The sequence below is a fragment of the Ewingella sp. C233 genome, from assembly GCF_055407225.1.
The window spans coordinates 2,087,346-2,111,749 of the sequence record NZ_JBUZRI010000001.1 but is presented as its reverse complement, the minus strand read 5'-3'; the positions used below and the strand labels follow the sequence as shown (position 1 = coordinate 2,111,749).

Sequence of the window (24,404 nt, the reverse complement as noted above, 5' to 3'; positions counted from 1 at the left end):
AGGTGATTACCTTGGGAGATTACTGTTATTAGTATAGTTTCTGTTTTTTACTATTTTCAAAATAAGTTTAGTGACGCTATAAATAAAAAAACACCCGATACCACATCGGGTGTTTGATTTTTTAACGACGATAAACTGACAGCCAGGAGGTCAGTGGTTTCCGTTATTTTTTCAGCTTACGTTTTCTTCCCAGCCAGAATATTAACAGCAGCAGAATGACCACGCCTGCCGCCATCGCCGGAGCCATATAAGGTTGCAGTTTGGCTAACAGCGTTACCGGACCACCGGCACGCAGCACGGCAACGTCGCGGGCATCGACCTGAATTGCCGCATTACCGTAATTCTTCAGCACATAATTGGAGATATCGGCAATCTGCTGGTCATCAAGCTGACCAACGTAGGAGCCTTCGCCAAATTTTGGCATCAGAACATGCTCGTTACCGACCTGACGGTCCACGCCGTAGAGTATGGCGGAGATCAGGTTGGATGCATTCCCCATACCGGTCGCGGTGTTGTTATAGAGCGACGGATAGGCCTGATTTTTGCTGCCGGAACCGTCCGGCTGGTGACAACTGGCGCAATACCCGCTGAACAGGGCCGCGCCGCTGTTGAGCGTATTGTTGGCATTCGCCGGATGTGCCCCGCGTAAACCCTCTTCGACATTCACCGGCTTACCGAAGGTATCGGCCGCCTGCGTGTCGGCCGGATCACGTACCGGTATGCTGTTTTTCAGATAGAAGGCGATGGCATTCAGATCGTCATCGGGCATGTATTGCAGGCTGTTTTGCACCGCTTCAGCCATGCCACCGGCGGCCTGATTTTTACCGGCAGTACGGCCGGTTTTCAGGTATTCCACCAGCTGGGCCTGTGACCAGTTACCGATACCGCTCACCGGGTCCGAACTGATATTTGGCGCATACCACGGGCCGACCATGCCGCCCGCCAGGGGTTTGTCCGTCACCGACCCCATCATCAGGTTACGCGGCGTGTGGCAGGTGTCGCAGTGACCGGCACCGTTGACCAGATAAGCCCCGCGGTTCCATTCGGCACTTTTACTGGCATCCGGCTTAAACGGCGTGCTGTCGAGATACATCATGTTCCAGCCCGCCATCGCAATACGCATATTGAACGGGAACGGCAGGGCAGTTTCTTCGGTCGGGGTTTCCACCGGCTGAACATCCTGCTGGAAATAGACGTACATCGCCTTGATATCGTCATTACTCATGTGGCTGTATGACGTGTAGGGCATCGCCGGGTAGAGATTTTTTCCGTCCGGGCGAACGCCTTGGCGTACCGCGCGGGCGAACTGCTCTTCGGTGTAATTCCCGATACCAAAGGTTTTAGAGGGCGTGATATTGGTGGTGAAAATCGTACCCATCGGGGAGTGAATAGCGTAACCCCCCGCAAATGGCTTTCCGCCTTCCGGGTTGGTATGACAGGCCTGACAGTCGGCGGCGGTGGCGACCAGTTTGCCCTGACGCGCCAGTTCAGCCTGATCGTCGGCGGCAAGCGCGGCACTAGTGAGCAGCAGCCCCAGCAGTGCGGCAGTGAGGCCTTTAAACATCAAATTTCTCATGCGTCACCTGCCAGTTTTTTCGCCATATCATCAGCGGCTTTCAGGCCCAATGCAGCCATAGTCAGCGTACTGTTCACCACGCTTGAAGAGGGGATCGCACCGCCTCCCGGCAGCCATAGGTTAGCGTGGTCATGTGCGCGGCAGTTGCCGTTCACCACGGAATCCTTCGGATCGCTGCCCATAATGGTGCCGCCCATAATATGGTTGTTGGCGTTCAGGCTGGTGGTGATGTTGAATTCATCCGCCATGAACAGCTGGCCGATGTGCTCCAGTTGTTTGTGCGCCGCTTCGGCTCCTTTACGTACATAGTCGCCCACGTCGTAGTGAATATCCGGACACGGAAGGCCATGCGGATCTTTACGCGTAGTGCTCAGCGTCAGGCGGTTGTCCGGATCCGGCAGCGGCTCAAGGCTGATGGATAAATCCACGCCAAAAATGGTGCGGCGGCGGATCTCTTCATCCAGTTCTTTACCGACCAGACCCATCTGCAACGCCTTGGACGTTGCGGGGATCACGCGGTTGATGTTGTTGAGGATCATCTTGTTGGCAGAATATTCTTTGCGGAATTCACCGTCGCGCGGGCCAACCAGACAGCTGCTTTGCGCTGGGCCACGGCCAATCCACAACGGTTCCTGTGCGATGAACGTACAGTGAAAACCGGAGTGATCCATCATGTTACGGCCAACGTGATCGGAAGAATTGGCAATGCCGTTCGGGTTTTTATCGTTGGCAGCCATCAGCAGCAGACGTGGCGTTTCGATGCCGTTACAGGCCAGAGCGAACACTTTACCGGTCGCTTTGTGCGACTGCTTTTTGTTGTCGAGCCAGTGAACGGCGGTGATGTTGTTGTCGGCGTCGGTGTCAATTTTGTACACCACGGCTTCGGCCAGCACGACGGCACCTTTGTTTTCGGCGCGTTCGACGTGGGCGATACCGTTGTACATGGCACCAATCGGGCAAATCGGCTGGCAGTTGTTATTGCCACAGCAGGTCGGGCGACCGTTCCACGGGCGGGTACTGCGGCCCTGTGGAATAGGCACCGAGCGGTAGCCGTGCGGGTTGACCACTTCGGCGAAGCGAGTGTCGCCATAGCCGTAAGGCACCTGTTCCATCGGATAAGGCTTGCTGCGCTCAACCGGGGATTGCAGCGCGGGGTCATTCGGACCGGCCACGCCGATCTCTTCTTCCGCGCGGCAGTAATAGGGCTCGAGTTCGTCGTAGGAGATTGGCCAGTCGCGGCCGACGCCGTAGAGCGTCTTCATTTTGAAATCATTAGGCACGTGACGCCAGCAGGAGGCCGCCCAGTGCCAGGTGGTTCCTCCGACGGTGCGCAGATAGCCTTGTTTGAAGCTGCTGGCGCTCGGGCCGGTCAGGTGCACGTAATTATTTTCAGGAAAGTAGAGCGGGGCGGGCGCGTTTTCAGACTGCGGGTAGAGCCCCTGATAGTCTGAACCGGCACGGTTCTCAAACGGCATATTGCGCCAGTTTTCCACGGCCTGAGCACGTTCAATACGCAGACCGGCTTCCAGCACCAGGACCGAATAGCCCTGACTGACTAACTGATCGGCAATCATGCCGCCCACTACGCCGGATCCCACGACAATCACATCTGCGGACGCATCACCGTCCGCCATAAATTCTGGTTTTTTCATCAGGCTTTGCTCACATCAGTCTTGGAGGCTGCCGGGCCAAAACGGTCGGCGTTCATTGAGTCAGGCATCACGGCGGCAGGGGGCGCGGCGGTAAACCATAAAGGACCGTTGCCGCAGTAGGTCGGCACAATCAGACCGTCACTGACCGGGCGGTACATCAGGGCATCTTTATAGGAGACCAAAATGGAATCGGTACCATGTCCGACAGTGCCGGTATACCAGGCGGTGACGATGCTGGTCAGCAATTCGCCTAATCCTTTTTGCTTTGCCAGCTCTTGTAATTGACTGGCTGACTGATCGTTTTTCACCAACGCATGGAGCTTGCTCACCTGCAGCGGGAAGTCAGGCTGGCTGCGGAAAAAGGCATTAAAGATTTGCGCGGAGCTGCCTTCATTCAGGTTTTTATGTTCGGTAACGGCCTGAGAAACCAGATAGAACTGGCCAAAAATAACCGGAGATGTGGTCGCGGTCTCTTTTTCAGCTTTTGACAAAAACGGGAAGCCGAGCAGGGTAGTGGCAACCATCGCAGACGTGAGGCCCTTAAGCATGTCACGGCGACTGAAACCGGTCCCATTCTCTGATGTATTGCTCTCAATAAGTGAAGGATTGTTGTCCATCTCATATCTCGCTGGTGTTGGGGTGCAGGCCAAAATAGCCCAGGGAAAGGGGAAACCATTAGAAACGGTGCGGATGATAAGCCCAAACGCAAAAGCGGTGCAAACAAATCGTGCGAATTATTTAACATCCGGTCACAATTCTAACCCTTGTTATGCAACAACATGAATGGTTGCTCACCGGTTCATTTTTGCTGACCCGGTTCAACGACGGCGCAGAGACTTTTCCACTATTCCGGCCTCAATCCATTGATACTTAATGGATTGCTGTGGAATAAGATGTCGTGGTGCGGCTTCATTTGTTTTTAAAATGTAAACGAAAAGGATCTAAATGGTAGTGCCAATACATGAAATTAGTTGAGATATCAGATGAAAAAGGTTACAAATAACCCAAAATGAGATCTGGCTCCCAGAATGAAGGTGAGTTGGACATAAAATCAGCGATTAGCGTTGGGCTCTGCGCGGTAACGTTGCAAATATGTTAAGCATTTTTCGACTTCGTGCGGGCATATTCAGGGTAAATCGTCTATAACTTGGTATGTATGTAGTTTTTGTGTGAATGATTTGTTGAAATAAATCATCATCTGGGGATTCACGTGAATAATATCCAACTTTCGGTAGTACATCGTTTGCCGCAAAGTTACCGATGGTTATCGGGTTTTGCCGGCATCAAAGTTGAACCGATTCCGCTGCCGGGCAGCGAAGAAGGCAGCAATCTGATTGGTCTCAAATTATTGAGCCATGAAGGTGATGTTGCGTGGCAGGTGATGCACCGCCTGACCGAGTGCCTGCAGGAAATTCAGGTTGAAAGTGCCGTGGTGGAATGCGACGGCGAGCCTTGCCTGTTCGTTAAACGCGACGACGAAAGTGCCACGCTGTGCCGTCTGAAAAACACCGGTGCAGCGATTGCTGAAACCGTTTCAGCGCTCTATCCCTTCTGAACCCCTTTTGCCATTCAGGTTGTTAACGCCGAGAGTGACAATAACTCTTGCGTATAGGTGTGCGCCGGTGCGCTGAAAATTGCCTCGCAACTGCCTTGCTCCACAACTTTCCCTTCGCGTAAAACAATAAGCTGGTGGCACAAGGTACGCACCACCTGCAGGTCGTGGCTGATAAACAGGTAGGATAATCCCAGGCGCTGCTGTAAATCAGCGAGGATCGCCAGAATTTGCGCCTGCACGGATTTATCCAGTGACGACGTAGGTTCATCTAAAATCAGCAGTTCAGGTTGCAGGATCAGCGCCCTTGCTATGGCAATGCGCTGGCGCTGGCCGCCGGAGAACTCGCCCGGATAACGGTGGCGGGTTTCGGGATCAAGCCCCACTTCTTGCATGGCAGCTATCACCCGCTGTTCGCGCTGTTGTTCAGTGAACTTCTGGTGTACCAGCAGCCCTTCGGCGATGATCTGCGTGACGTTAAAACGCGGATTGAGCGCGGAGAACGGATCCTGAAAAACCACCTGAATCCGGCTGCGAAAAGGCAGCATCTGGCGGCGGTTAAAGCGGTGCAGCGGCTGGCCGTCGAACAAAATCTCACCCTGAGAACTGAGCAGGCGCAGCAGGGCCAGCCCGGTTGTGCTTTTGCCGGAACCCGACTCGCCTACCACGCCGAGGCTTTCTCCCCGCCGCAGGCTGAAGCTGAGTTGATTCACCGCCCGTTTTTCACTGGTCGTGCGGCGCAATAATCCACGCTTTTGAGCAAAACTGACGCTCAGGTTTTTCACTTCCAGCAGCACTGGCTGATGGGGCGCCACGGGTTGCGGGCGGCCCTGCGGTTCGGCCTGTAAAAGCTGCCGCGTGTAAGCGTGCTGAGGCTGGCTGAAGAGTGCGGAACGGGATTGCTGTTCGACCACGCGCCCCTGTTGCATCACCGCCACGGTGTCGGCCAACTGCCGCACGATTTTCAGATTGTGGGTAATGAACAGCATCGCCATTCCCAGCTCCTGCTTGAGCTCGTCCAGCAATCTAAGGATCTGCGCCTGCACGGACACATCCAACGCCGTGGTGGGTTCATCGGCAATCAGCAATTTTGGCTGCGTCAGTACGGCCATCGCAATCATCACGCGCTGACGTTCGCCGCCGGAAAGCTGATGCGGGAAATCCCCCAGCCGCGATTTCGCATTGCGGATCCCCACGCGGTCGAGGCAACTGATGATTTCACTACGCGCCGCCTCACGGCGCATTCCCCTGTGCAGTGACAGTACTTCTGCGAGCTGTTTCTCAATGCTGTGCAGCGGATTGAGAGACACCATCGGTTCCTGGAAAATCATCGAAATATGATTGCCCCGCACGCTGCGCAACTGGCTCTCAGGAGCATGCAGCAGTGACTGACCGGCAAACAGGATGTCACCCTGCGGGTAACTCACCACGGGCAGAAGGCGCAGCACCGAGAGCGCCGTAACGCTCTTGCCGGAACCCGACTCGCCGACCAGTGCCAGCGTTTCACCGGCGTCGATCGTGAGAGAGACGTCACTGACCACCTGATGCAGCAAATCGCCCTGAGGAAAGGCCACGCTCAGATTCTGAATACTCAACAGCGGTGAACTGGCCATATCAGCGACGTTTCCGGTAAAGGGTTTGTGGCCGTGAGGCCGGGTCAAACGCATCGCGCACGGCTTCGCCGATAAAAATCAGCAAAGAGAGCAGGGAGGCGAGCAAAACAAAAGTGCTGATGCCGAGCCAGGGTGCTTGCAGATTGTTTTTGCCTTCCATCAGCAGGCTGCCCAGCGATGGCGAACCAAGCGGAAGACCGAAGCCGAGAAAATCCAGCGATGCCAGCGTGGTAATGGAACCGCAGAGAATAAAAGGCAGATAGGTGAGGGTGGCGACCATCGCATTCGGCAGCATATGACGCAACATGATCATCCGGTCGCTGACGCCCATCGCCTGCGCGGCGCGGATGTAATCGAAATTGCGGGTGCGCAGGAATTCGGCCCGCACCACGCCGACCAGAATCATCCAGCCGGAGAGCACGCTGATCAGCAGCAGCCACCAGAAGTTCGGCTGTACCACGCTCGAAAGCATGATGATGAGAAACAGCGTCGGCATACCGGACCAGACTTCAATCAGCCGCTGCCCCACCAGATCAATTTTCCCGCCGTAGTAACCTTGCGTTGCACCTGCGATCACGCCTATCAGGGAGGAGAGCAGAGTGAGCAGAATGCCAAAGAACAGCGAAATACGCGTGCCATAAAGCAACTGAGCCAGCACGTCGTGGCCGCTGCTGTCGGTTCCGAGCCAGTTCTGCGCAGAGGGCGGGGACGGAAAGGGTTGCTGTGTCGTGAAGTTGATCGAATTAAAACTATGACGAACAGGCGCCCATACGGCCCAGCCGTGGTCCTTAATTTGCGTGATAACAAAAGGGTCCTGATAATCTGCCGGGGTTTCCAGTTCACCCCCAAAGGTGGTTTCACTGTAATTAAACAGGAAGGGCGCATAAATATGGCCCTGATAATTCACCAGCAGCGGTTTCTCATTGGCAATCACATTCGATAAGAGTGACAGGAAGAATATCAGCAGGAAGATCCACAGTGACCAGAAGCCGCGTGTATTGGCGCGAAAGCGGACCCAGCGGGCCTGATTCAGAGGGCTTATCGTCATCAATGGCGGCCCTCGAAGTCAATACGCGGGTCAACCAGTGTGTAGGTGATGTCGCTGATGATATTCAGCAGCAGGCCAATCAGGGTGAAGATATACAGCGTGCCGAACATCACCGGGAAATCCCGCTGCACAATGGCGTCATAACCGAGCAGGCCGAGGCCGTGCAGGGAGAACATCACTTCGATCAGCAGCGAACCGGTGAAGAACATGCTGATAAAGGTGGCCGGAAAACCGGCGATGACCAGCAGCATGGCGTTGCGGAAAACGTGGCGGTAGAGGATCTTTTTCTCACTCAGCCCTTTGGCACGCGCCGTCACTACGTACTGTTTGCGGACTTCATCCATAAAGGAGTTTTTGGTCAGCATCGTCAGGGTGGCGAATCCGCCAATCACCGTGGCCAGTACCGGCAGCGTGATGTGCCACAGGTAGTCGGTGACTTTCCCATACCATGGCAGTTGGTCGAAGTTGGCTGAGGTCAGACCGCGAAGCGGGAACCAGTCAAGATAACTGCCGCCGGTAAACAGCACGATAAGCAAGATGGCAAACAGGAAAGAGGGTACCGCATAGCCAATGATAATCAGCGTGCTGCTCCAGTTATCAAATGCGCTGCCGTTTTTAACCGCCTTACGGATACCCAGCGGGACCGACACCAGATAGATGATAAGCGTGCTCCAGAGGCCAAGGCTGACAGAGACCGGCAAACTGCTTTTCACCAATTGCATCACGGACGCGCCACGGAACAGGCTGTCGCCGAAATCAAAACGCACGTAGCTCCACAGCATGTCGAAATAACGCTCATGCAGTGGTTTATCGAAACCAAAACGGCGGGTGATGTCCGCAATAACTTCCGGATCCAGCCCGCGTGCGCCGCGATACTGGCTGTCGCCAACTTGCGCCACGCCCGGTGCGGCTTTACCCGTCCCGCTGCCGCCACCGCTGCCGGGTAATCCGCTGCTTTGGCCCATTTCAATGGCGGCAATGGCCTGATCCACCGGGCCGCCGGGGGCAATCTGCACGATAAAAAAGTTAATGGTGATGATGGCCCAGAGCGTTGGGATCACCAGCAGCAGACGTCGTAACAGATAACGGCTCACGGCAGGCTCCTCAGCGACGCTCAGCCGGCAGGCGGGCTGCGCGGTTCATGTCATACCACCAGGTATCCAGCTCCAGCCCGTTAGTCGGACGAATAGCAGGCATGGAGAATTTATCCCAGTAAGCGTAGCGCTCGTGGTTGCTGTACCACATCGGGATCATATACCTGTTCCAGGTCAGCACGCGGTCCAGCGCATGGCCCAGCGCCAGCAGAGTGTCGGGTTCTCCCTGATGGGCGGTGATCTGTTCGGTCAACTGGTCAACGGCCGGGTCTTTTACGCCCGGTTTGTTATAGGTGGAGTCAATATATTTGCTGTTCCAGACGATCTCTAAATCTGCACTCGGGTAAGGGGTTGCAGGGTAAACCACCGGCAACATGTCGTAATCACGCTGGCGCATACGGCGGACAAACTGCGAACTGTCGACTTCACGGATAGACATCGCGATGCCAAGACGCTGTAAATTATGCTGAAAAGGTAGGACATACTGCGCATTGCCGCCGCTTGGCAGCAACAGTTCAAAGGTGAAAGGCTTGCCGGTGGCTTGGCTGACCAGTTGCTGATTTTTCATCGTCCAGCCTGCCTGTTTAAGCAAGGCGGTAGCTTTAAGCAGATTGGCGCGGTCGTTACCGCTGCCGTCAGAACGCGGTGGCTGATAGAGCTTACTGAACACTTCGTCCGGGACTTTGCCTTTCAGCGGCCCTAGCCATGCCAGTTCGGCGGAATCGGGGTAATTCTTCGCCATATAGTCCGTGTTCTGGAAATAGCTGTCAGCACGCTGATAGGCGCTGTAATAGAGCGCTTTATTCATCCAGTCGAAGTCAAACGCCAGCGTAATGGCTTCGCGCACCCGGCGGTCGCTGAACTGCGGTTTCTGAATGTTAAAGGCCAGCCAGCGGGTATCCTGTGCTGCCTGATTTTCCTGATCCTGTTTGACGATATAATTCTTGTTGAAGTTTGTGCCCTGATACTGTGCGGCCCAGTTCTTCGGCGAGCCTTCCATGCGGAAATCGAACGCGCCGGACTTAAACGCTTCCAGAGCCACATTGTCGTCAAGATAGTAGTCATAGCGGATGGTGTCGAAATTGTAGCGCCCGCGGTTGACCGGCAGATTAGCGGCCCAGTAATCCGGTACGCGTGAATAGGTGACGTACTGCCCCAGCTTGTAGTCACTGATTCGGTAAGGTCCGCTGCTTAACGGCGGCACCGGCAGCGGTTCGTTGAACTTATGCTTTTCCCAGAACTTCTGCGGCAATATCGGCAGCCCCAGCAGGCCCAGCATCATGTCTTTGTCGGCGCGTGGCAAAACGATCCTGACCGTCAGACGTGCAATGGCTTTCACTTCTGCACCTTTGTACACCACGCGAAATTGCGGGACACCTTCGGTCATGAATTTTTTAAAGGTGAAGGCGACGTCATTGGCGGTGATCGGGCTGTTATCATGAAAGCGGGCGTGCGGGTTGATGTCCACTTCGACCCAGCGGAATTTGCTGTCGTAGCGTGCGGAGTCTGCAACCAGAGGATAGTAGCTGCCGATCTCATCGCTTGAGGTCGTAAACAGGCTGTCATAAAGCGTATCCGTCCGCGCTGCGGCGTTACCCCGCGAGGCATAACGGTTGAAGTTATCGTAGGTGCCGATGGCCGCAAGACGGATAGTGCCGCCCTTGGGCGCCGCCGGATTGACGTAGTCAAAATTGCTGAAGTTGGCGTCGTATTTGGGCTCACCCAAAATCGCAAAGGCGTAACTGTCCTGAATGGTCTCTGCCTGAGCGCAAAGGCTCAGCGTGGACAGTAAGGCTGCGCAAACGAGTCGCAAAAACATCCTGGGAGAACTCCTGCTAAAACGACAGGGTTTCGCTGCAATGCCTGGCGGGCTGCGTGAAAAACTGCCGGTATATGATGGCGGATGCATTGGTAAAGTGATTGAATCGGTTACCAAAAGCCCGCTGATTTCGGCTGTTGTACCACACTCTCAAACAGAGTCTAAGACAAAAAGCGCCAACAGGGTAATTTGTGCGCTGGTACGTGTCACTCTTCCTGTACGGCTTCTACGCCATTGACTTCCTGCGTGAAGCGCACCAACTCTTCGACCGGCAGCGGTTTGCTGTACAAATAGCCCTGCAGCAGGGTCACGCCGTGCTTACGCAGGTATTCGGCCTGTTGGACCGTTTCGACTCCTTCGGCAACGGTTTTTAGTTTCAGCTCTTCCGTCAGCTTTAACACGGTATCCAGCACCGGCGCGATTAAGGTGTTCTGATCGATGGACATGACGAATCCGCGATCGATTTTGAGGTAATCCAGGGTGAATTTCTCAAGATAAATCAGGGCGCTGTGGCCGGTACCAAAATCATCGATAGCAATTTCAATTCCCTGACGGCGAAGCCAGTTGAATTCACGCATGGCGCTTTCATTATCAATCATGCCGCGTTCGGTGATTTCAAACACAATCTGAAAGTGGTCCTCCGGCATGGCGGAGAGGAAGTTCATCACGTCGTCGCGGAAACTGACTTTATCCATGTGGTGCGGGGAGATATTGATGCCGAATTTGGCTTTAAGCGGCATCACCTGTCTGAGACGGTGGGCATCGGCGGCGGCCAGCTCCATCATGCGCTGCGTCAGGGGGACAATCATGCCCTGTGATTCTGCGTAGCTGATGAAAATATCAGGCGGTATGCGTCCCTCGAGCGGATGCTGCCAGCGCATCAACGCTTCAAGCCCCGCCACTTTCAGGCTCTGGGTTTCCATGACCGGCTGGTATTCGACGAAGAACTGGCCGTCCTTTAAGGCCCGCATAATTTCGCGTTCCGGGCTGTGGCGGCTTACCAGGGTAAAATAGATTAGCGCCCCGACCATCAGACTCAGCAGCAGGGCAGCCAGCAGGGTAAAGCGGATATTCTCGCCGGTGATTTGTGGTGCGTACAGGCGCAGGGTAAACGGATAGTTTCCAACTTTAATTTCAGAATAATGCGAGTGGGGGAGATCTTTTACCGCCTCCAGCGTGGTGCTCAAAGAGGTGAGTGCATGGTCGCCAATGATCAGGGCAAAGCCGTGATAGCCTTCGTCACTCTGCGCAAACAGCATATAAGGGGAGAGGGTGAGTTCAATGGTGGCGAGAACGCCGCTGCCTTCTGAGTCAGGATCGCGATACCAGATTGCAATCACCGGCCGGTTGGGAACAAAACTGGTGCCTTGCTCCAGCTTTATATCGAGCTTTTTATGCCGGTCTACTCCTGAGAAGATATCTTCCACGGTGAGGGTCATTTCACCGGTAGCGGATGAGCAATACACCAGACCGTCGCGTACCAGCAAAAAATCCCGCACACCGAGGGTTAGCGCGGCATCGCGGCTCAGCTGATCTTCAGCCATATCGCAACTTCTCTCCGGCATTTGGCTCAGGCGCTTCATGGTATCGGTAAGATTTTGCAAATAGGTCGTGCTGAACTGGGCGGTACGCGCCCCGATGAGTTGTTGCTGCTGCTCATTCTTTAAGGCAATAACGTAAAGGGTAGCAGCGCTGAAAACAAAAAAAAGCAGAGTGGCGGCAATAAGACTTTTAATCAGATAACTGCGTCTGGGTAAAACTGCGTGGGTGAGAGCCGATTTCAACCCCATTTTATCAACCTTCACTCATGATGTTACGGAATTTAAAGTATAACGTAACGCAATGAATAGCAGTCATTAATTAAACTGTACTGGCTTGTTAAAAATGCACAGGGACATTACGCAAAAAAAAACGCCATCCGGAGATGACGTTTTTTTATTCGCTTGGCATAGGACAGCAAGAGTGCATGTTTTAATTAGCTATGTTCACCGCTGGCTAAAACACGTCTTGCTTCACGGAAACGGGTATTCCAGTAAGTCTCGTTCAAATTTGAAATCATCACACCGTTGCTGGTGGAAGCATGAACAAATTGATCGTTACCTAAATAAATACCTACGTGACGTCCCGTAGAGCCTGCACGGAAAAGAACTAAATCACCTGCGCGCAATTTCGTGCGCTGGATTTTTCTGCCCTTTTCTTCCTGTTCATACGTTGAACGAGGTAAATCCATACCGAATTGTTCGCGGAATGTTACCTGAACGAAGGCTGAGCAATCGATACCTCGCTTGCTGTCACCACCTAACCGATAACGAACGCCTTTCCAGTCAGCATACTGATCCATAATTTTGGATTTTACGTTGACGCTACGAACCATTGCTTCGAATTCATCCTGAGAGGCTTGCAGTAGAAGACCATCTTTGTCATTTACTGCACGCATATCAGTTTGCGCGTTTTCTGTGTTCGAAGAATGTGTGCCACTACACGCAGAGAGAATAATTGCTGCGCCAATCGCGGGAATTAACCGCGTGATATATCTCATAAACGGTTGAGACTTGACCATTGTTGTTGTTATCCCTTGATGTCCTTAACGATTAAATCGTTATAAATTGCCAAACGAAGCGAGACTACCTGCCGCGCACAGAGGCGGCAAACTCCTGGCCAGGGAAACGTGCGTTAGCGCACACTTTTTCTGGAATCAAGCCGTTTATGCCACATTTCTATGCAAACGCATTGGAGATTACCGTAATGAATAGGGGATTGCGAGAGGTTTTACCGTATTTTTTATATGAAATTGTGATGTAAAGTGATGTTAGCGTTAATGTAATAAACAATGAGTGGTGTTTGTACGGCTTTGCCGTGAAAGCGCCTGATAACGGGCCTTTCAGACAAGATTCTGCAAATGCTTTGCTATAACTTAGCTATAAAAATGGCCCGATACTGCGAAAAGAACAGTTCGAGCCATAACATTAAAATATAGGTTCAAAAAAAAAATATTTTTTATGAATGATTCAATGATGCCGTAATTGCGGCAATTGGCGATCCAACCAGTTGACGAGTGTGTCACTTGCCGGGGTCATCAGCCACCAGCTTGCGCCCACCAGAACCACGGACAGGGAGCCAACGGCCACATCGGTAAACCAGTGAGCGCCAATCATGATGCGTGGTAACGAGAATACGATGGTGATCACAATAGCGACAGCAAACGCGCCTTTGCCAAGATAGCGCAGCATGAAGCAGCTAAAGACAATCAGCATCATCCCGTGATCGCCGGGGAAGCTGTCGCCGGAAGCATCTTTCGTTGGAATACCAATCAGTTGACTGACACGGTTTACGCCCGGAAAACTGAGGGAAGGGCTCTTGTGACTGACCGGCAGCAGGTGGCCTAACTGATTAAGCACCACGGCGGTCAGCAGCATGACAAAACCGATAATAATCATGCGACGGCGTTCCGCAGTATCACGTCTTATATAGAAGGATAAATAGAGCAGCCCCATAGCCAGTAGCGAGATACCATCAAACGCACGGTTGTTGGTGATAGCCACGACGTGCAGGAAGGTCTCACTGGTCGCGAGATGGCGATTGAAGTAGAAGAAAATAGAGGAATCTATCGGGAACCAGAAACCGTGGTTAGCGGGCAGGTAGTACGACAGAAAAAGCGCAATGCCCAAAACATTGAGCAGCAGAATTGCGGGGAGATTGCGACGCCACATAATTAGAAGCCTGTTATTTAGCGAATGTTAAGTATTACAGAAGGGCGATACGTTAAGCCGCCTAACCTAAACGAATCTTCAACAAAGAAGATTGCAGTGCATTCCACTGGACTTCGTCGCGGGTGATAAGCTCAATCCGGCTGTCCAGTGGCGCGACAGGTCGCGTTTCAATCCGCAAATCCAGCCCCTGCCTGTTAACCAGCAACGTACCCTCTTTTATTCGCATTACGCCTTTCACGCGGTCTGCCGGTGCCAGACGTGCCCAGTCAAGCAGCGCCACGGTATCGAAAACCGTTTCTGCATCGAAAATCCAGCCGCAACTCGAATAACCATCAGCCTGATTCAGCGCACGCCGCCAGCGTTGATTGCCGGGCAGGCTAAGTGCGGCGAGCCCGCGGGTTGAGGCGTGGCCATGATGATGCGCACCATCAGGCAGTTGCGCCAGATTCAGCCGCGGACGATCGAGCAGGGCTGTATCGACGCTCCCGTTTGAGGTGATCACCACGTCCCGTCCCACAGCCCATTGGTTTTGCCATGCAGCCAGCGCCTGATGGTCCTGCTCTGAATAGGTGTCGGATTTATTTGCCACAACGATATCGGCTGCTGCCAGCTGGTCACGGAAGTTTTCATTTTCCACGGTGCGTTGATCGCTGAGATTACGGACATCGAGCAGGCAAAGCGATGCATTCAGCGTCAGCCAGTTGCTGTAAACCTCAGAAGATAATAATGAGAGAATTTGCTTCGGATGGCCCAGTCCGGTGGGTTCGATCAGCAGGCGGTCAGGTTTAGCCTGCTGCAATAACATATTCAGACCCACCTGCATGGGCAGCCCGTTCACGCAACACATACATCCGCCAGGGATCTCTTTGAGCACAGCACCACTGTCTGCCAGAAGCGCACCATCAATACCCACTTCGCCAAATTCATTAACCAGTACAGCCCACTTTTCGCCTTCCGGTTTTTGTGCCAACAGGTGGCGAATGGTGGTGGTTTTGCCGCTGCCCAGAAAACCGGTAATGAGGTTGATTTTTGTCATCAGAGACTCCATGTAGTGTGCGCATCTTATCCTGCTGAAATAATTGATCTTTATTATTCCTGCGCGTTGGGGGATCTAAAAATAAGAGTAATAAGATGCCGTCAGAGCTTAAGAAAATCCACTTTTGTGCCGATTAAACAGTATTAACCGCACGTAGTGGTTATTTCATTTGAGAATAGGCAGTTTTTTTGTACGGAAATGCCTAGTTTTTTAGTGAAGTTATTCTAATGTTAATGATGAGTTAATACTAATGACGAGGTGACAATGAGCAGATTAGCAATGATCCTGTTTTTTGGACTTTTTACCTCAGGGATGACACAAGCAGCAGCAGGCCCTTCAAGCGGTACCATCCACTTCTACGGTGCGATTGTAGAAGACGCATGCAGTATTAACAGCAGCCAGAATAATGTGACAACACATTGTTATCGCAACGGAAAAAATATCGTTCAAACACAATCCCTATCGGCGGGCGATCTGCCAAACTTTACACTGCCTAAGTCGTTGGGGTCTGTGAAGACAGAGAACATTAAAAACAATCCAAATTTAGCCATAATGACCGTGTCCTACAATTAAATTGCGATCTGAATGAGTAGCATGACTAATGTGTGGCGCAGAGTTTATGCTCTGCGCCATTGATGGTCTGACACGTTATTTCTACTGGCCTGTCCAATGTTGACTTCGCCGACACTTTCCGGTCCCCAAACGTAACCCACTGCAATGCCGTGATATACTTTTCACTCATTTTTCGGGCGTTAAGCTGAGGAGTATCATGCTTAATCTGTCTGACCAATTTCATCTTTCAGGGCAGCGTGATGCGACTTTATCAGGAAATCGGCGGGAATTTACGCAGCGCAATAGAAGCGGGTGACTACCAGGCTGGCGATCGTCTGCCGCCCGAGCGGGATATTGCTGAAACCTTTTCGGTCAGTCGCAGCGTCGTGCGAGAAGCATTGATCATGCTGGAGCTGGAGAAAGTGGTCGAAGTACGTAAAGGCTCCGGTGTTTATGTGCTTACCCGCCAGCCGCAAGCCAATGTGTTTCGTGAAGACAGCGGTTACGGTCCGTTTGAGCTGCTGCAGGCAAGGCAACTTCTGGAAAGCGAGGTGGCTGCGTTCGCAGCGATGCAGGCTACCAAGGCCGATATTCTCAAAATGCGCGACGCCATCGAATTGGAACGTGGATTTATTGAACGCGGCGAAGCGGACGAAACCGCCGACGAGTTATTCCACACGTTGCTGGCTCAGGCTTCGCAAAACAGCGTGCTGGCCAATATGGTGGTGGATTTATGGCAAACCCGTAAATGCAGCCCGATGTGGCAGGGGATTCAGCAGCATGTAGGGAAAAATGGACACGATCAGCAATGGTTGCTGGATCACCAGAAAATCCTGCAGGCAGTCTTAAGGCGTGACCCGAAAGCGGCCAAACAGGCCATGTGGCAGCATCTGGAAAACGTTAAAACGATGCTGCTGGAGGTCTCTGATGCTGAAGATCCGGCGTTCGACGGTTACCTGTTTGAATCTATACCTGCTGCATTGAAGGAGTAAAAAAGGCTGCCAACGGCAGCCTTTCTGTTTCTGCGCGAATATCCGCGTTAACCCACCAGACGGGCGACACTCTTTTTGGCACCCACCTCTTGCAGGCGAGCATAGGCATGCTGAATGGCATTTACCGCTGCCGTGCTTTGTGGCAACAGTTCGCCAAACACTGAGTTTAATGCCAGCAGGGCGCTGACGCGGGCTTCACCGTCAGTGGTGGCTGCCACAATCTCTGCCAGCTGTTTTGCCATCGGGTCTTTAATCTCAATGGCAGCACCCGCGTCATCCACACCGCCGACGTAGCGCATCCAGCCTGCGACACCCAACGCCAGACATTCAAACGGACCGCCGTGGGCAAGATGCCAGCGCATAGAATCCAGCATGCGTTGCGGCAATTTCATTGTGCCGTCCATGGCAATTTGCCAGGTACGGTGTTTGAGCGCGGTGTTGCAATAACGGGCTATCAGACTGTCGGCATAGGCTTTCAGATCAACACCTTCCACACTCAGAGTCGGTGCCTGCTCCTGCAACATCAGGCGATGCGCCGCCTGCTTGTAGTGGGCGTCTTCCATGCACTCATTGATGTACTGATACCCTGCCAGATAGCCGAGATAGGCAAGAAACGAATGGCTGCCGTTGAGCATACGCAATTTCATCTGCTCGAAGGGTAAGACATCGGCGACCAGCTGTGCGCCAACCTCTTCCCACGCCGGGCGTCCGGCGACGAAATTGTCTTCCACGACCCATTGAATGAAGGGTTCACAGGCGATACCACAAGGGTCAATAATGCCGCCCAGCGCCAGTGCAACTTCCTGCAAGGTATCGTCTGTTGCGGCCGGGACAATGCGGTCCACCATGGTGCTTGGGAACGTAACGTTGTGGCTGATCCAGTCGGCGAGTTCAGCCGAACGGGCTCTAGCCATACCCAGAATGGCCTTTTTCACAACATGGCCGTTTTCCGGGATGTTGTCACATGAGAGCACCGTAAAGCCTGGTAACCCCCGCTGATGGCGGATGCGCAGTGCTTCGACCAGTACACCCGGCGCGGTGGCGGGAGGATGCTCACCGGTTAAATCCTGCTGGATTTGTGGATGGTTCAGGTCCAGCTCACCGCTGCCGGGCTCGATGCAATAGCCTTTTTCTGTCACCGTCAGGGACACAATTGCCACCTGAGGTTCAGCCATCTTCTCGATGACAGCAGCCAGCCCGTCAACGCTGCCGTGCATTGACTCATGCACGGAGCCCACCACAATGGCCTGATTGCCTTCTGCGCCTTTCTCCAGCACGGTGAACAGGTGATCCTGCTGTTGTAGCGACTGAATCAGACTGGGGTTACCAAACAGGCTGATTTCACAATATCCCCAGTCGCCGCCAAGTTGATTGAGTACGCGGTCGGTGAGGAGTGCCTGATGGGCCCGGTGAAAAGCGCCGAAGCCAAGGTGCACAATGCGCGTTTTCAGCAGGTTGCGGTCGTAGTTTGGTAATTGCACACCGGCAGGCAGCGGCTCTGTGGCGATAGTTTTCATGCACGACTCCATAACGTAAGAACAGCAAAAATTGGTCAGGCCAAAAATGAGTTTGTTATGAATGCTGCGCGACAAGCGGACCCGCTGGCGGCATTTCAGTCATAAAACAGGCTTTTGAGTGTAAAGTCATATGACAGAAATGAAAATTGGTTAGTCCGGATTCGGTTCGCTTTTGTGAGGCAGATCGAAAGAGAGAAGAAAGAGGCGATATTTTTGGTAACGTTTTACGTAGATAACAGCGACAAAAAAGAGCGCCTGAGCGCTCTTAATGTGCAACGGCTGAATTAGTCAGCACGCCCCATATAACGGCGTTCCGCGATATGAATGCGGATTTTGTCGCCGGAACTCAGATATTCCGGCACCTGAATGCTCAGGCCGGTGCTCATTACCGCAGGCTTGTTGCGTGCGCTGGCGGAAGCGCCTTTAATACCCGGTGCTGTTTCAACGATTTCCAGATCTACCGTTTGTGGCATTTCGAGCGCCAGCAGTTGGCTGTCCAGCGTCAGCACCTGCATACCCTGCAAACCTTCTTCAGGAATGAACAGCAGCTCTTCTTCGATCTGCGCTTTATTGAAGGTGTAAGGCGTGAAGTCTTCATCATCCATAAAGATGTATTCATCACCGTCAACATAAGAGAAGTTCACACGGCGGCGGGTGAGGGTGACGGTATCGAGGATGTCGTCGCCCTTGAAGCGCTCTTCGACTTTCCCGCCGGTACGTACGTCGGCGAAGCGCATTTTGTACAAGGTGCTGGCACCGCGCGCGCTTGGGCTCTGAACATCGATGTCTTTTACCAGCAGCAGTTTGCCGTCGTAGTTGACGACAAAACCGCGTTTAATTTCGTTAGCACGTGCCATATCAATACCTGTTCTTAAGAAGAGAAAATATTTTGCGACACGTTACTCGCGCCGCCGATTTCAGGCAATACTCTGGCATAAAAAGAGTGAGTAAAAGCGTGTCACGCTGGCGTTTGTAAACGTTTTGTCCGCTCAGGTTGCACCGGTTCAAAATAAGCGTAGCCAATAAGTTTCAATGAGGGAATATTTCGCTGGTGACAGGTCAGGGCGACTGGTATTGTCGCGCCTCACTAAAGCCTGCCGGAGGCGCTGATGGACTGTCGTACGAATTGTGGGGCCTGCTGCATTGCGCCGTCTATTTCCAGCCCAATTCCCGGGATGCCCAATGGCAAGCCTGCCAATACCCGCTGCATTCATCTGGCAGACAATTTCCTCTGTAACATTTTCACGTCACCGCTGCGCCCGAAAGTCTGCGCCAGTTTGCAGGCCAGCCGCGAAATGTGTCACAGCCACCGGGATGATGCGCTGATCTATCTGACCCAACTAGAAATCGATACCGCGCCTTAAGTGATGTATGTCCAATAAAGATATAATTTGCACGAGGATTGATTTAACCCACCAATGGTGTACGCACAGCGGGGGCAGGTAGCTATTTTTCAATTTTCTGCAATGTTCCAGCGACTATTGAAATGCGCTTGATAGTTGGTTACCGCGCAGGGGGCGTTATCCAAAACGATCACGTTTTCACTATTTTGGTACTCGGCAGAATTAGCAAAGTTAAATGAACCTGTTTCCAGCTTAATGCCATCGATGATCAACATTTTGTCATGCGCAATGTGGAAATGTGTATTAGTGCGAAGGTTTATACCATGAGCCTTAACGCTTGCAATTTTCTGCTGACTTGTGCTGTTTTGATTGTCGAAATTATCAACCACAATCCGGACTTTTACACCTTTGTCTGATGCTTCATTCAATGCTGAAACGATATCTGTGGACTGAAAGGAATAAGCTAACATATCAATACTTTTTGTTGCTTCTTGGATAGATGCCAAAACCAAAGCGCGCGCAGAACCTTCAGGGGAAAAACCAATAGTAATGTGCGGGTTATCATCCGAGCAGGTTTTAAAGTGCGGATCTGTACCGGTAACGTGATTAGTTCCAGTGTTAAAAGCGTAAGCGCTTGATGCCGTTAAAGCTATTGTTATAGCAACTAAAATATTTTGCATTTCCAAACTCTCATTCCTTCCATCGAAAAAAACTTAATGTTCTGCATGTGGGGGGCATTTCCACGAACATTGCGTTTCCTTCAGGTTTCATTTCTACATTCCTTACAAAAAATTCCCCCTACCGTTGCCCCTACATATTTCCAATACACTGGAATTCGCGTATATACCCAAGCAACTTCAAGATGCGGGTTTCAGTACCTGAAAATAGTCGTTAATTCTGGATGCCACAGAGCCTGCCATTTCGGTAGCCTCTGGCAAAAAATTCAAATATTGCCTTCCTGAATTACTTCGAACTACTGAAGTAGCGATTGGGTCATGACGCAGATGCGTTGTAATGATCTCTTTCGATATAGGTGCCAATAACGTTTTCATGAGGCTCCACTGAACGTCAAAAGCATATTGTTCTGCAGGCCAGCCGCGAAATGTGTCACAGCCACCGGGGTGATGCGCTGATCTATCTGACCCAACTCGAAATCGATACCGCGCCTTAAGCTACGGCATTTTCCACTTCTGCCGGTTTTTCATCCACATTTTTCACCCGCCAGATACAAAATACTGACCCGAGTACCATTGCAAACGCCGCATAAAATACCGCGTGATAACTCCAAAACTGCGCCACCAGCCCGGCCGATGAACCGGCTAAAATCCAGCCTGTACGGGTGGAGTTGGTGAACAGCGTGGTTGCCGCGCCTGCCTGACCCGGCATTAAATCCTGAAAATAGAGCATGCCTATCCCGGCCAGAATGCCGATGAAAATGGCGTTCAGCAGCTGTAAAGCAATCAACGCTATTGGACCGGTGATAAACAGCATCCCGGCGTAGAACACTACCCCGGCGATCACCGCCAGACGCATCAGAAAGCGTTTCCCCAGCTGTTTCGCCAGATAACCCGCGATCAACATGGTCGGGATCTCAAGACCAGCAGCACTGCCCATCAGTACGCCTGCCAGTTTTTCCGGCAGGTGCAGCTCATTCACCACGTACAGCGGCATGTTGATGAGATAAATACTATTGGCGGCCCACATCAGCGTACAGGCGATGAACAGCATCAGGGTATCACGGCGGTTACGGCGGGGCGCTTCCAGCGTCGCGGTAGTCTTGATCATCGCTTTCGGCATCGAAGGCAGAAACATCCACACCATGATGCCGCACAGCAGGAAGGCCAGCATGGCGGCGGTATACATGAAGGTAAACCCAAACCCCAGGGAGAGGGCAAACGCCAGCGGCGGCCCGACAACCCACGCCAGCGAAACCTGCGCGCGCAGGATGGAGCTGAACATTACAGCTTCGCGCCCGGTTTTTTCCGCGTGTTCCCGTGCCAGTGCGAAGAGCTGCGGGTTAGCGGTAGAACCGAAACTCGACAGCAGTACGCCGATAAACAGCAGGGTGAAATAATTGCGGTTGAAGGCAAACAGTACGCAGGCCGTCGCACCCAGCAGGCAGCAATACAATATAAGTGTTTTGCGATCACCGCGTTTATCCGACCAACTTGCCAATAGCTGGCTGACAAAAATGCCGATCACCGCGCTGCCTGTAAAGAAGATGCCGACCATAAACGGGCTGACATGCACCTCTGAAGTCAGAAACAGGCTGAGCGTTGGCGTCTGTAACGCACCGGCGATACCAGTAAGAAAGGCAATGATCAAAAATGCAGTCGAGGTGATGTCAGGTAAGCGGCGTGCAGAAACGGTGGATGTTGACATGATGTGCTATTGAACCGGTCAGGAAAAGGTGGGAATTCGCGCGAATATTACGCTTGTTTAAAAAAAACGAAAACCCGTTTTGATCAGTAAAAAAGTAAACAGTGGTGTATTTGCCATACTGATTAATGAAATCGCACAATGTGTTAAAAAATGACCAATCATGAACACTACGGCGCAGGGGGAAATAACGTTTTTAAGCAGCATTTTTTTGCGTCAGCTCAGCTTCAGCTTTAACGAATAAAAAGGAGTCACAATCCGTTTCAGAAAGGCAAACTGTGCGTGGCATCAAAGAAACGTTACGCCATTTCAGGGAATGCTTGATTTAAATTCCGCCCGGAATAAGACTGCCTGAAACGTTTCAGCGTTGTCTGATAAGTACCTCTATCTGACGGCGCTCCTTTTTTCTCAATAGAGCTGAAACGATTCAAATTCAGCAGGAGAGGAGAATTATGTTCCAGTTGTCACAGCAAGATATTCATCTCGGTGCTGCCGCCAGCAATAAGCAGGAGGCCATTCGTCAGGTCGCTGCAGCGCTGACTCAGGCTGGCCGCGTCAGCGAAGGCTACGTAGAAGGCATGTTGCAGCGTGAGTTGCAGACATCTACATATCTCGGTAATGGCATCGCCATCCCACACGGCACCACCGATACCCGCGATCTGGTACTGGATACCGGTGTGCAGGTTTTCCAGTTCCCGCAAGGGATCGAATGGGGTGAAGGCCAGACCGCGTATGTGGTTATCGGTATCGCCGCCCGTTCTGACGAACACCTCAGCCTGCTGCGTCAGCTGACGCACGTTCTGAGTGACGACAGCGTGGCTGAACGCATGGCGAAAACCGACTCAGCTGACGAATTACGCAGTCTATTGATGGGCGAGAAAAACGCCCCTGAATTCAAATTCGACACGCAACTGATCGCCGTTGACGTTGCCGCCGATAACCTGATGACATTACAGGCGCTCAACGCCGGACGTTTGCAGCAGATTGGTGCAGCAGACACCACGTTTGTCAGCGATGTGATCAGCCGCAAACCGCTGAATCTGGGGCAGGGCATCTGGTTCAGCGACAGTACCGAAGGCAATCTGCAAAGCGCAGCCACCTTCAGCCGCGCGGCGACACCTTTCGAGCAGAACGGCGAAACTGTTGCCGCATTGCTGACGATTGCCGTTGCCGATGAGCAGCCGCTGAACGTGCTGAACTACTTAAGTGACCTGCTGATCGCGCAAAAAGCTGAACGCCTGCTGACCGCCGATGCGGTGGGTGTGCTGGCGCTGCTGACCAGCGAAGTCACTGAAGAAAATAATGTACTGTCTGCGGAGTTTGTTGTCCGTAACGAGCACGGCCTGCATGCACGTCCGGGTACCGCACTGGTGAACGTCATTAAGCAGTTCAACTGTGACATTACCGTGACCAACCTTGACGGCAGCGGGAAACCGGCCAACGGACGCAGCCTGATGAAAGTCGTGGCGCTTGGCGTCAAAAAAGGCCATCGCCTGCGCTTTACTGCCGCAGGTGAAGAAGCTGAAGTTGCGCTGAAAACGATCGGTGAAGCTATTGCTGACGGTCTTGGGGAGGGCGTATGAGCCGTAGAGTCGCCACGATCACCTTAAACCCGGCCTACGATCTGGTGGGGTTCTGCCCTGAAATTGAACGCGGTGAAGTTAACCTCGTTCAGACAGCCGGTCTGCATGCCGCAGGTAAAGGCATCAACGTTGCCAAAGTGCTGAAAGATCTCGGCATCGATGTCACCGTTGGTGGCTTCCTTGGCAAAGACAATCAGGACGGTTTCCAGCATCTGTTCAGCGATCTGGGTATTGCTAACCGCTTTCAGGTGGTGTCAGGCCGTACACGTATCAACGTCAAACTGACCGAAAAAGATGGTGAAGTCAGCGATTTCAACTTCTCCGGTTTTAACGTCACGCCGCAGGACTGGGATCGTTTCGTGACCGATTCTCTGTCGTGGCTGGGTCAGTTCGACATGGTTGCCGTATGTGGCAGTCTGCCAGCGGGCGTTGATCCTGACGCGTTCACCGATTGGATGACCCGTCTGCGCAGCCAATGCCCATGCATCATCTTCGACAGCAGCCGTGAAGCTCTGGTTGCCGGTCTGAAAGCGGCACCGTGGTTAGTCAAACCTAACCGCCGTGAGCTGGAAATCTGGGCTGGCCGCAAATTACAGCAATTAAGTGATGTGGTAGAAGCCGCACATGCATTGCGCGATCAGGGAATCGCTCACGTTGTCATTTCCCTCGGTGCCGAAGGCGCATTGTGGGTGAATGCTTCGGGTGCCTGGATTGCTAAACCACCGGCTTGCGAAGTCGTCAGCACCGTGGGTGCCGGTGACTCCATGGTGGGCGGCCTGATCTACGGCCTGCTGATGCGCGAGTCAAGCGAACACACTTTACGACTGGCCACCGCCGTGGCTGCTTTGGCCGTTAGCCAGAGCAATGTGGGTATCACCGATCGTCCGCAGCTTGCGGCGATGATGGCCCGTGTCGATTTGAAACCTTTTAACTGACCG

The 24,404-nt window shown here is 52.7% G+C and carries 21 protein-coding genes; 6 read left to right on the top strand and 15 right to left on the bottom strand.

Annotated features, from left to right (window positions below):
- Window positions 1–163 precede the first annotated feature (163 nt).
- Genes ACZRKO_RS09600 through ACZRKO_RS09590 form a run of 3 tightly spaced genes read right to left on the bottom strand, consistent with a single transcriptional unit; the run spans window position 164 to window position 3,845 of the window.
- Entirely contained in the window at window positions 164–1,564 is a 1,401-nt protein-coding gene (locus ACZRKO_RS09600) for a c-type cytochrome (protein ID WP_463736963.1), read from the bottom strand.
- An 8-nt stretch (window positions 1,565–1,572) separates the two neighbouring features.
- Window positions 1,573–3,228: a GMC family oxidoreductase gene (locus ACZRKO_RS09595; RefSeq protein ID WP_463736962.1), complete on the bottom strand. Its 1,656-nt coding sequence runs from the start codon at window positions 3,226–3,228 to the stop codon at window positions 1,573–1,575.
- Window positions 3,228–3,845 (bottom strand): sorbitol dehydrogenase family protein, encoded by a 618-nt coding sequence (locus ACZRKO_RS09590; protein ID WP_463736961.1) that lies wholly within the window; start codon window positions 3,843–3,845, stop codon window positions 3,228–3,230. The genes ACZRKO_RS09595 and ACZRKO_RS09590 overlap by 1 nt, the downstream gene beginning before the upstream one ends.
- Window positions 3,846–4,438: 593 nt before the next feature.
- Between ACZRKO_RS09590 and ACZRKO_RS09585 the strand changes: the two genes are divergently transcribed.
- The gene (locus ACZRKO_RS09585; protein ID WP_463736960.1) at window positions 4,439–4,783 is read left to right on the top strand and encodes a YejG family protein; all 345 of its coding nucleotides are present in this window, start codon (window positions 4,439–4,441) and stop codon (window positions 4,781–4,783) included.
- A gap of 14 nt (window positions 4,784–4,797) precedes the next feature.
- Here the strand turns inward: ACZRKO_RS09585 and yejF are convergent, their stop codons facing one another.
- From yejF to ACZRKO_RS09545, 8 genes are all read right to left on the bottom strand, one after another.
- The gene (yejF, locus tag ACZRKO_RS09580; RefSeq protein WP_463736959.1) at window positions 4,798–6,393 is read right to left on the bottom strand and encodes a microcin C ABC transporter ATP-binding protein YejF; all 1,596 of its coding nucleotides are present in this window, start codon (window positions 6,391–6,393) and stop codon (window positions 4,798–4,800) included.
- 1 nt (window position 6,394) lies between these two features.
- Window positions 6,395–7,441 (bottom strand): ABC transporter permease, encoded by a 1,047-nt coding sequence (locus ACZRKO_RS09575; RefSeq protein ID WP_463736958.1) that lies wholly within the window; start codon window positions 7,439–7,441, stop codon window positions 6,395–6,397.
- Window positions 7,441–8,535 carry a microcin C ABC transporter permease YejB gene (gene yejB / locus ACZRKO_RS09570; protein WP_463736957.1) on the bottom strand — a complete coding sequence of 365 codons (1,095 nt, stop codon included), beginning with the start codon at window positions 8,533–8,535 and terminating at the stop codon, window positions 7,441–7,443. Before yejB ends, ACZRKO_RS09575 begins: the two co-directional genes overlap by 1 nt.
- Window positions 8,536–8,545: 10 nt before the next feature.
- Entirely contained in the window at window positions 8,546–10,354 is a 1,809-nt protein-coding gene (locus ACZRKO_RS09565) for an extracellular solute-binding protein (RefSeq protein ID WP_463736956.1), read from the bottom strand.
- A gap of 206 nt (window positions 10,355–10,560) precedes the next feature.
- On the bottom strand, window positions 10,561–12,144 hold the full coding sequence (locus tag ACZRKO_RS09560) for a cyclic di-GMP phosphodiesterase (RefSeq protein ID WP_463736955.1): 1,584 nt from the start codon (window positions 12,142–12,144) through the stop codon (window positions 10,561–10,563).
- Between the two features lie 185 nt (window positions 12,145–12,329).
- Entirely contained in the window at window positions 12,330–12,914 is a 585-nt protein-coding gene (gene mepS / locus ACZRKO_RS09555) for a bifunctional murein DD-endopeptidase/murein LD-carboxypeptidase (RefSeq protein ID WP_463736954.1), read from the bottom strand.
- Between the two features lie 448 nt (window positions 12,915–13,362).
- Window positions 13,363–14,064, bottom strand: coding sequence for a phosphatase PAP2 family protein (locus ACZRKO_RS09550; protein WP_463736953.1), 702 nt, complete (start codon window positions 14,062–14,064; stop codon window positions 13,363–13,365).
- 61 nt (window positions 14,065–14,125) lie between these two features.
- On the bottom strand, window positions 14,126–15,100 hold the full coding sequence (locus ACZRKO_RS09545) for a CobW family GTP-binding protein (RefSeq protein ID WP_463736952.1): 975 nt from the start codon (window positions 15,098–15,100) through the stop codon (window positions 14,126–14,128).
- Window positions 15,101–15,364: 264 nt separating this feature from the next.
- Here ACZRKO_RS09545 and ACZRKO_RS09540 point away from each other — a divergent pair, with 264 nt between their 5' ends.
- Together ACZRKO_RS09540 and ACZRKO_RS09535 are read left to right on the top strand one after the other, a co-directional pair.
- Window positions 15,365–15,673 carry a hypothetical protein gene (locus ACZRKO_RS09540; RefSeq protein ID WP_463736951.1) on the top strand — a complete coding sequence of 103 codons (309 nt, stop codon included), beginning with the start codon at window positions 15,365–15,367 and terminating at the stop codon, window positions 15,671–15,673.
- A gap of 239 nt (window positions 15,674–15,912) precedes the next feature.
- Window positions 15,913–16,644 (top strand): FCD domain-containing protein, encoded by a 732-nt coding sequence (locus ACZRKO_RS09535; protein ID WP_463736950.1) that lies wholly within the window; start codon window positions 15,913–15,915, stop codon window positions 16,642–16,644.
- 47 nt (window positions 16,645–16,691) lie between these two features.
- On the opposite strand, the gene ACZRKO_RS09530 is transcribed toward ACZRKO_RS09535, so the two are convergent.
- Both ACZRKO_RS09530 and yeiP read right to left on the bottom strand, forming a co-directional pair.
- Window positions 16,692–18,161: a mannitol dehydrogenase family protein gene (locus tag ACZRKO_RS09530; protein WP_463736949.1), complete on the bottom strand. Its 1,470-nt coding sequence runs from the start codon at window positions 18,159–18,161 to the stop codon at window positions 16,692–16,694.
- A gap of 284 nt (window positions 18,162–18,445) precedes the next feature.
- Window positions 18,446–19,018 (bottom strand): elongation factor P-like protein YeiP, encoded by a 573-nt coding sequence (gene yeiP / locus ACZRKO_RS09525; RefSeq protein ID WP_463736948.1) that lies wholly within the window; start codon window positions 19,016–19,018, stop codon window positions 18,446–18,448.
- A gap of 252 nt (window positions 19,019–19,270) precedes the next feature.
- Between yeiP and ACZRKO_RS09520 the strand changes: the two genes are divergently transcribed.
- Window positions 19,271–19,525: a YkgJ family cysteine cluster protein gene (locus tag ACZRKO_RS09520; RefSeq protein WP_463736947.1), complete on the top strand. Its 255-nt coding sequence runs from the start codon at window positions 19,271–19,273 to the stop codon at window positions 19,523–19,525.
- 89 nt (window positions 19,526–19,614) lie between these two features.
- On the opposite strand, the gene ACZRKO_RS09515 is transcribed toward ACZRKO_RS09520, so the two are convergent.
- Both ACZRKO_RS09515 and setB read right to left on the bottom strand, forming a co-directional pair.
- Window positions 19,615–20,184, bottom strand: a complete 570-nt coding sequence (locus ACZRKO_RS09515) for a phospholipase D family nuclease (RefSeq protein ID WP_463737521.1) — start codon at window positions 20,182–20,184, stop codon at window positions 19,615–19,617.
- A gap of 487 nt (window positions 20,185–20,671) precedes the next feature.
- The gene (setB, locus tag ACZRKO_RS09510) at window positions 20,672–21,886 is read right to left on the bottom strand and encodes a sugar efflux transporter SetB (protein WP_463736946.1); all 1,215 of its coding nucleotides are present in this window, start codon (window positions 21,884–21,886) and stop codon (window positions 20,672–20,674) included.
- Window positions 21,887–22,335: 449 nt separating this feature from the next.
- On the opposite strand from setB, the gene fruB reads away from it, so the two are divergent.
- Complete coding sequence (fruB, locus tag ACZRKO_RS09505) at window positions 22,336–23,466, top strand: fused PTS fructose transporter subunit IIA/HPr protein (protein ID WP_463736945.1); 1,131 nt, start codon at window positions 22,336–22,338, stop codon at window positions 23,464–23,466.
- A complete protein-coding gene (gene fruK / locus ACZRKO_RS09500; RefSeq protein ID WP_463736944.1) occupies window positions 23,463–24,401 on the top strand; it encodes a 1-phosphofructokinase in 939 nt (312 codons plus the stop codon). Before fruB ends, fruK begins: the two co-directional genes overlap by 4 nt.
- Window positions 24,402–24,404: the final 3 nt, after the last annotated feature.

Excerpts from the sequence above, each read along its gene's own strand:
- ACZRKO_RS09540 (WP_463736951.1), top strand. The coding sequence starts at position 15,365 with ATGAGCAGATTAGCAATGATCCTGTTTTTTGGACTTTTTACCTCAGGG.
- ACZRKO_RS09565 (WP_463736956.1), bottom strand. The coding sequence starts at position 10,354 with ATGTTTTTGCGACTCGTTTGCGCAGCCTTACTGTCCACGCTGAGCCTT.
- ACZRKO_RS09595 (WP_463736962.1), bottom strand. The coding sequence starts at position 3,228 with ATGAAAAAACCAGAATTTATGGCGGACGGTGATGCGTCCGCAGATGTG.
- fruK (WP_463736944.1), top strand. The coding sequence starts at position 23,463 with ATGAGCCGTAGAGTCGCCACGATCACCTTAAACCCGGCCTACGATCTG.
- ACZRKO_RS09560 (WP_463736955.1), bottom strand. The coding sequence starts at position 12,144 with ATGGGGTTGAAATCGGCTCTCACCCACGCAGTTTTACCCAGACGCAGT.
- fruB (WP_463736945.1), top strand. The coding sequence starts at position 22,336 with ATGTTCCAGTTGTCACAGCAAGATATTCATCTCGGTGCTGCCGCCAGC.
- ACZRKO_RS09535 (WP_463736950.1), top strand. The coding sequence starts at position 15,913 with ATGCGACTTTATCAGGAAATCGGCGGGAATTTACGCAGCGCAATAGAA.
- yeiP (WP_463736948.1), bottom strand. The coding sequence starts at position 19,018 with ATGGCACGTGCTAACGAAATTAAACGCGGTTTTGTCGTCAACTACGAC.
- ACZRKO_RS09550 (WP_463736953.1), bottom strand. The coding sequence starts at position 14,064 with ATGTGGCGTCGCAATCTCCCCGCAATTCTGCTGCTCAATGTTTTGGGC.
- ACZRKO_RS09600 (WP_463736963.1), bottom strand. The coding sequence starts at position 1,564 with ATGTTTAAAGGCCTCACTGCCGCACTGCTGGGGCTGCTGCTCACTAGT.
- ACZRKO_RS09515 (WP_463737521.1), bottom strand. The coding sequence starts at position 20,184 with ATGCAAAATATTTTAGTTGCTATAACAATAGCTTTAACGGCATCAAGC.
- ACZRKO_RS09530 (WP_463736949.1), bottom strand. The coding sequence starts at position 18,161 with ATGAAAACTATCGCCACAGAGCCGCTGCCTGCCGGTGTGCAATTACCA.
- yejF (WP_463736959.1), bottom strand. The coding sequence starts at position 6,393 with ATGGCCAGTTCACCGCTGTTGAGTATTCAGAATCTGAGCGTGGCCTTT.
- ACZRKO_RS09575 (WP_463736958.1), bottom strand. The coding sequence starts at position 7,441 with ATGACGATAAGCCCTCTGAATCAGGCCCGCTGGGTCCGCTTTCGCGCC.
- ACZRKO_RS09590 (WP_463736961.1), bottom strand. The coding sequence starts at position 3,845 with ATGGACAACAATCCTTCACTTATTGAGAGCAATACATCAGAGAATGGG.
- mepS (WP_463736954.1), bottom strand. The coding sequence starts at position 12,914 with ATGGTCAAGTCTCAACCGTTTATGAGATATATCACGCGGTTAATTCCC.
- ACZRKO_RS09545 (WP_463736952.1), bottom strand. The coding sequence starts at position 15,100 with ATGACAAAAATCAACCTCATTACCGGTTTTCTGGGCAGCGGCAAAACC.
- ACZRKO_RS09520 (WP_463736947.1), top strand. The coding sequence starts at position 19,271 with ATGGACTGTCGTACGAATTGTGGGGCCTGCTGCATTGCGCCGTCTATT.
- setB (WP_463736946.1), bottom strand. The coding sequence starts at position 21,886 with ATGTCAACATCCACCGTTTCTGCACGCCGCTTACCTGACATCACCTCG.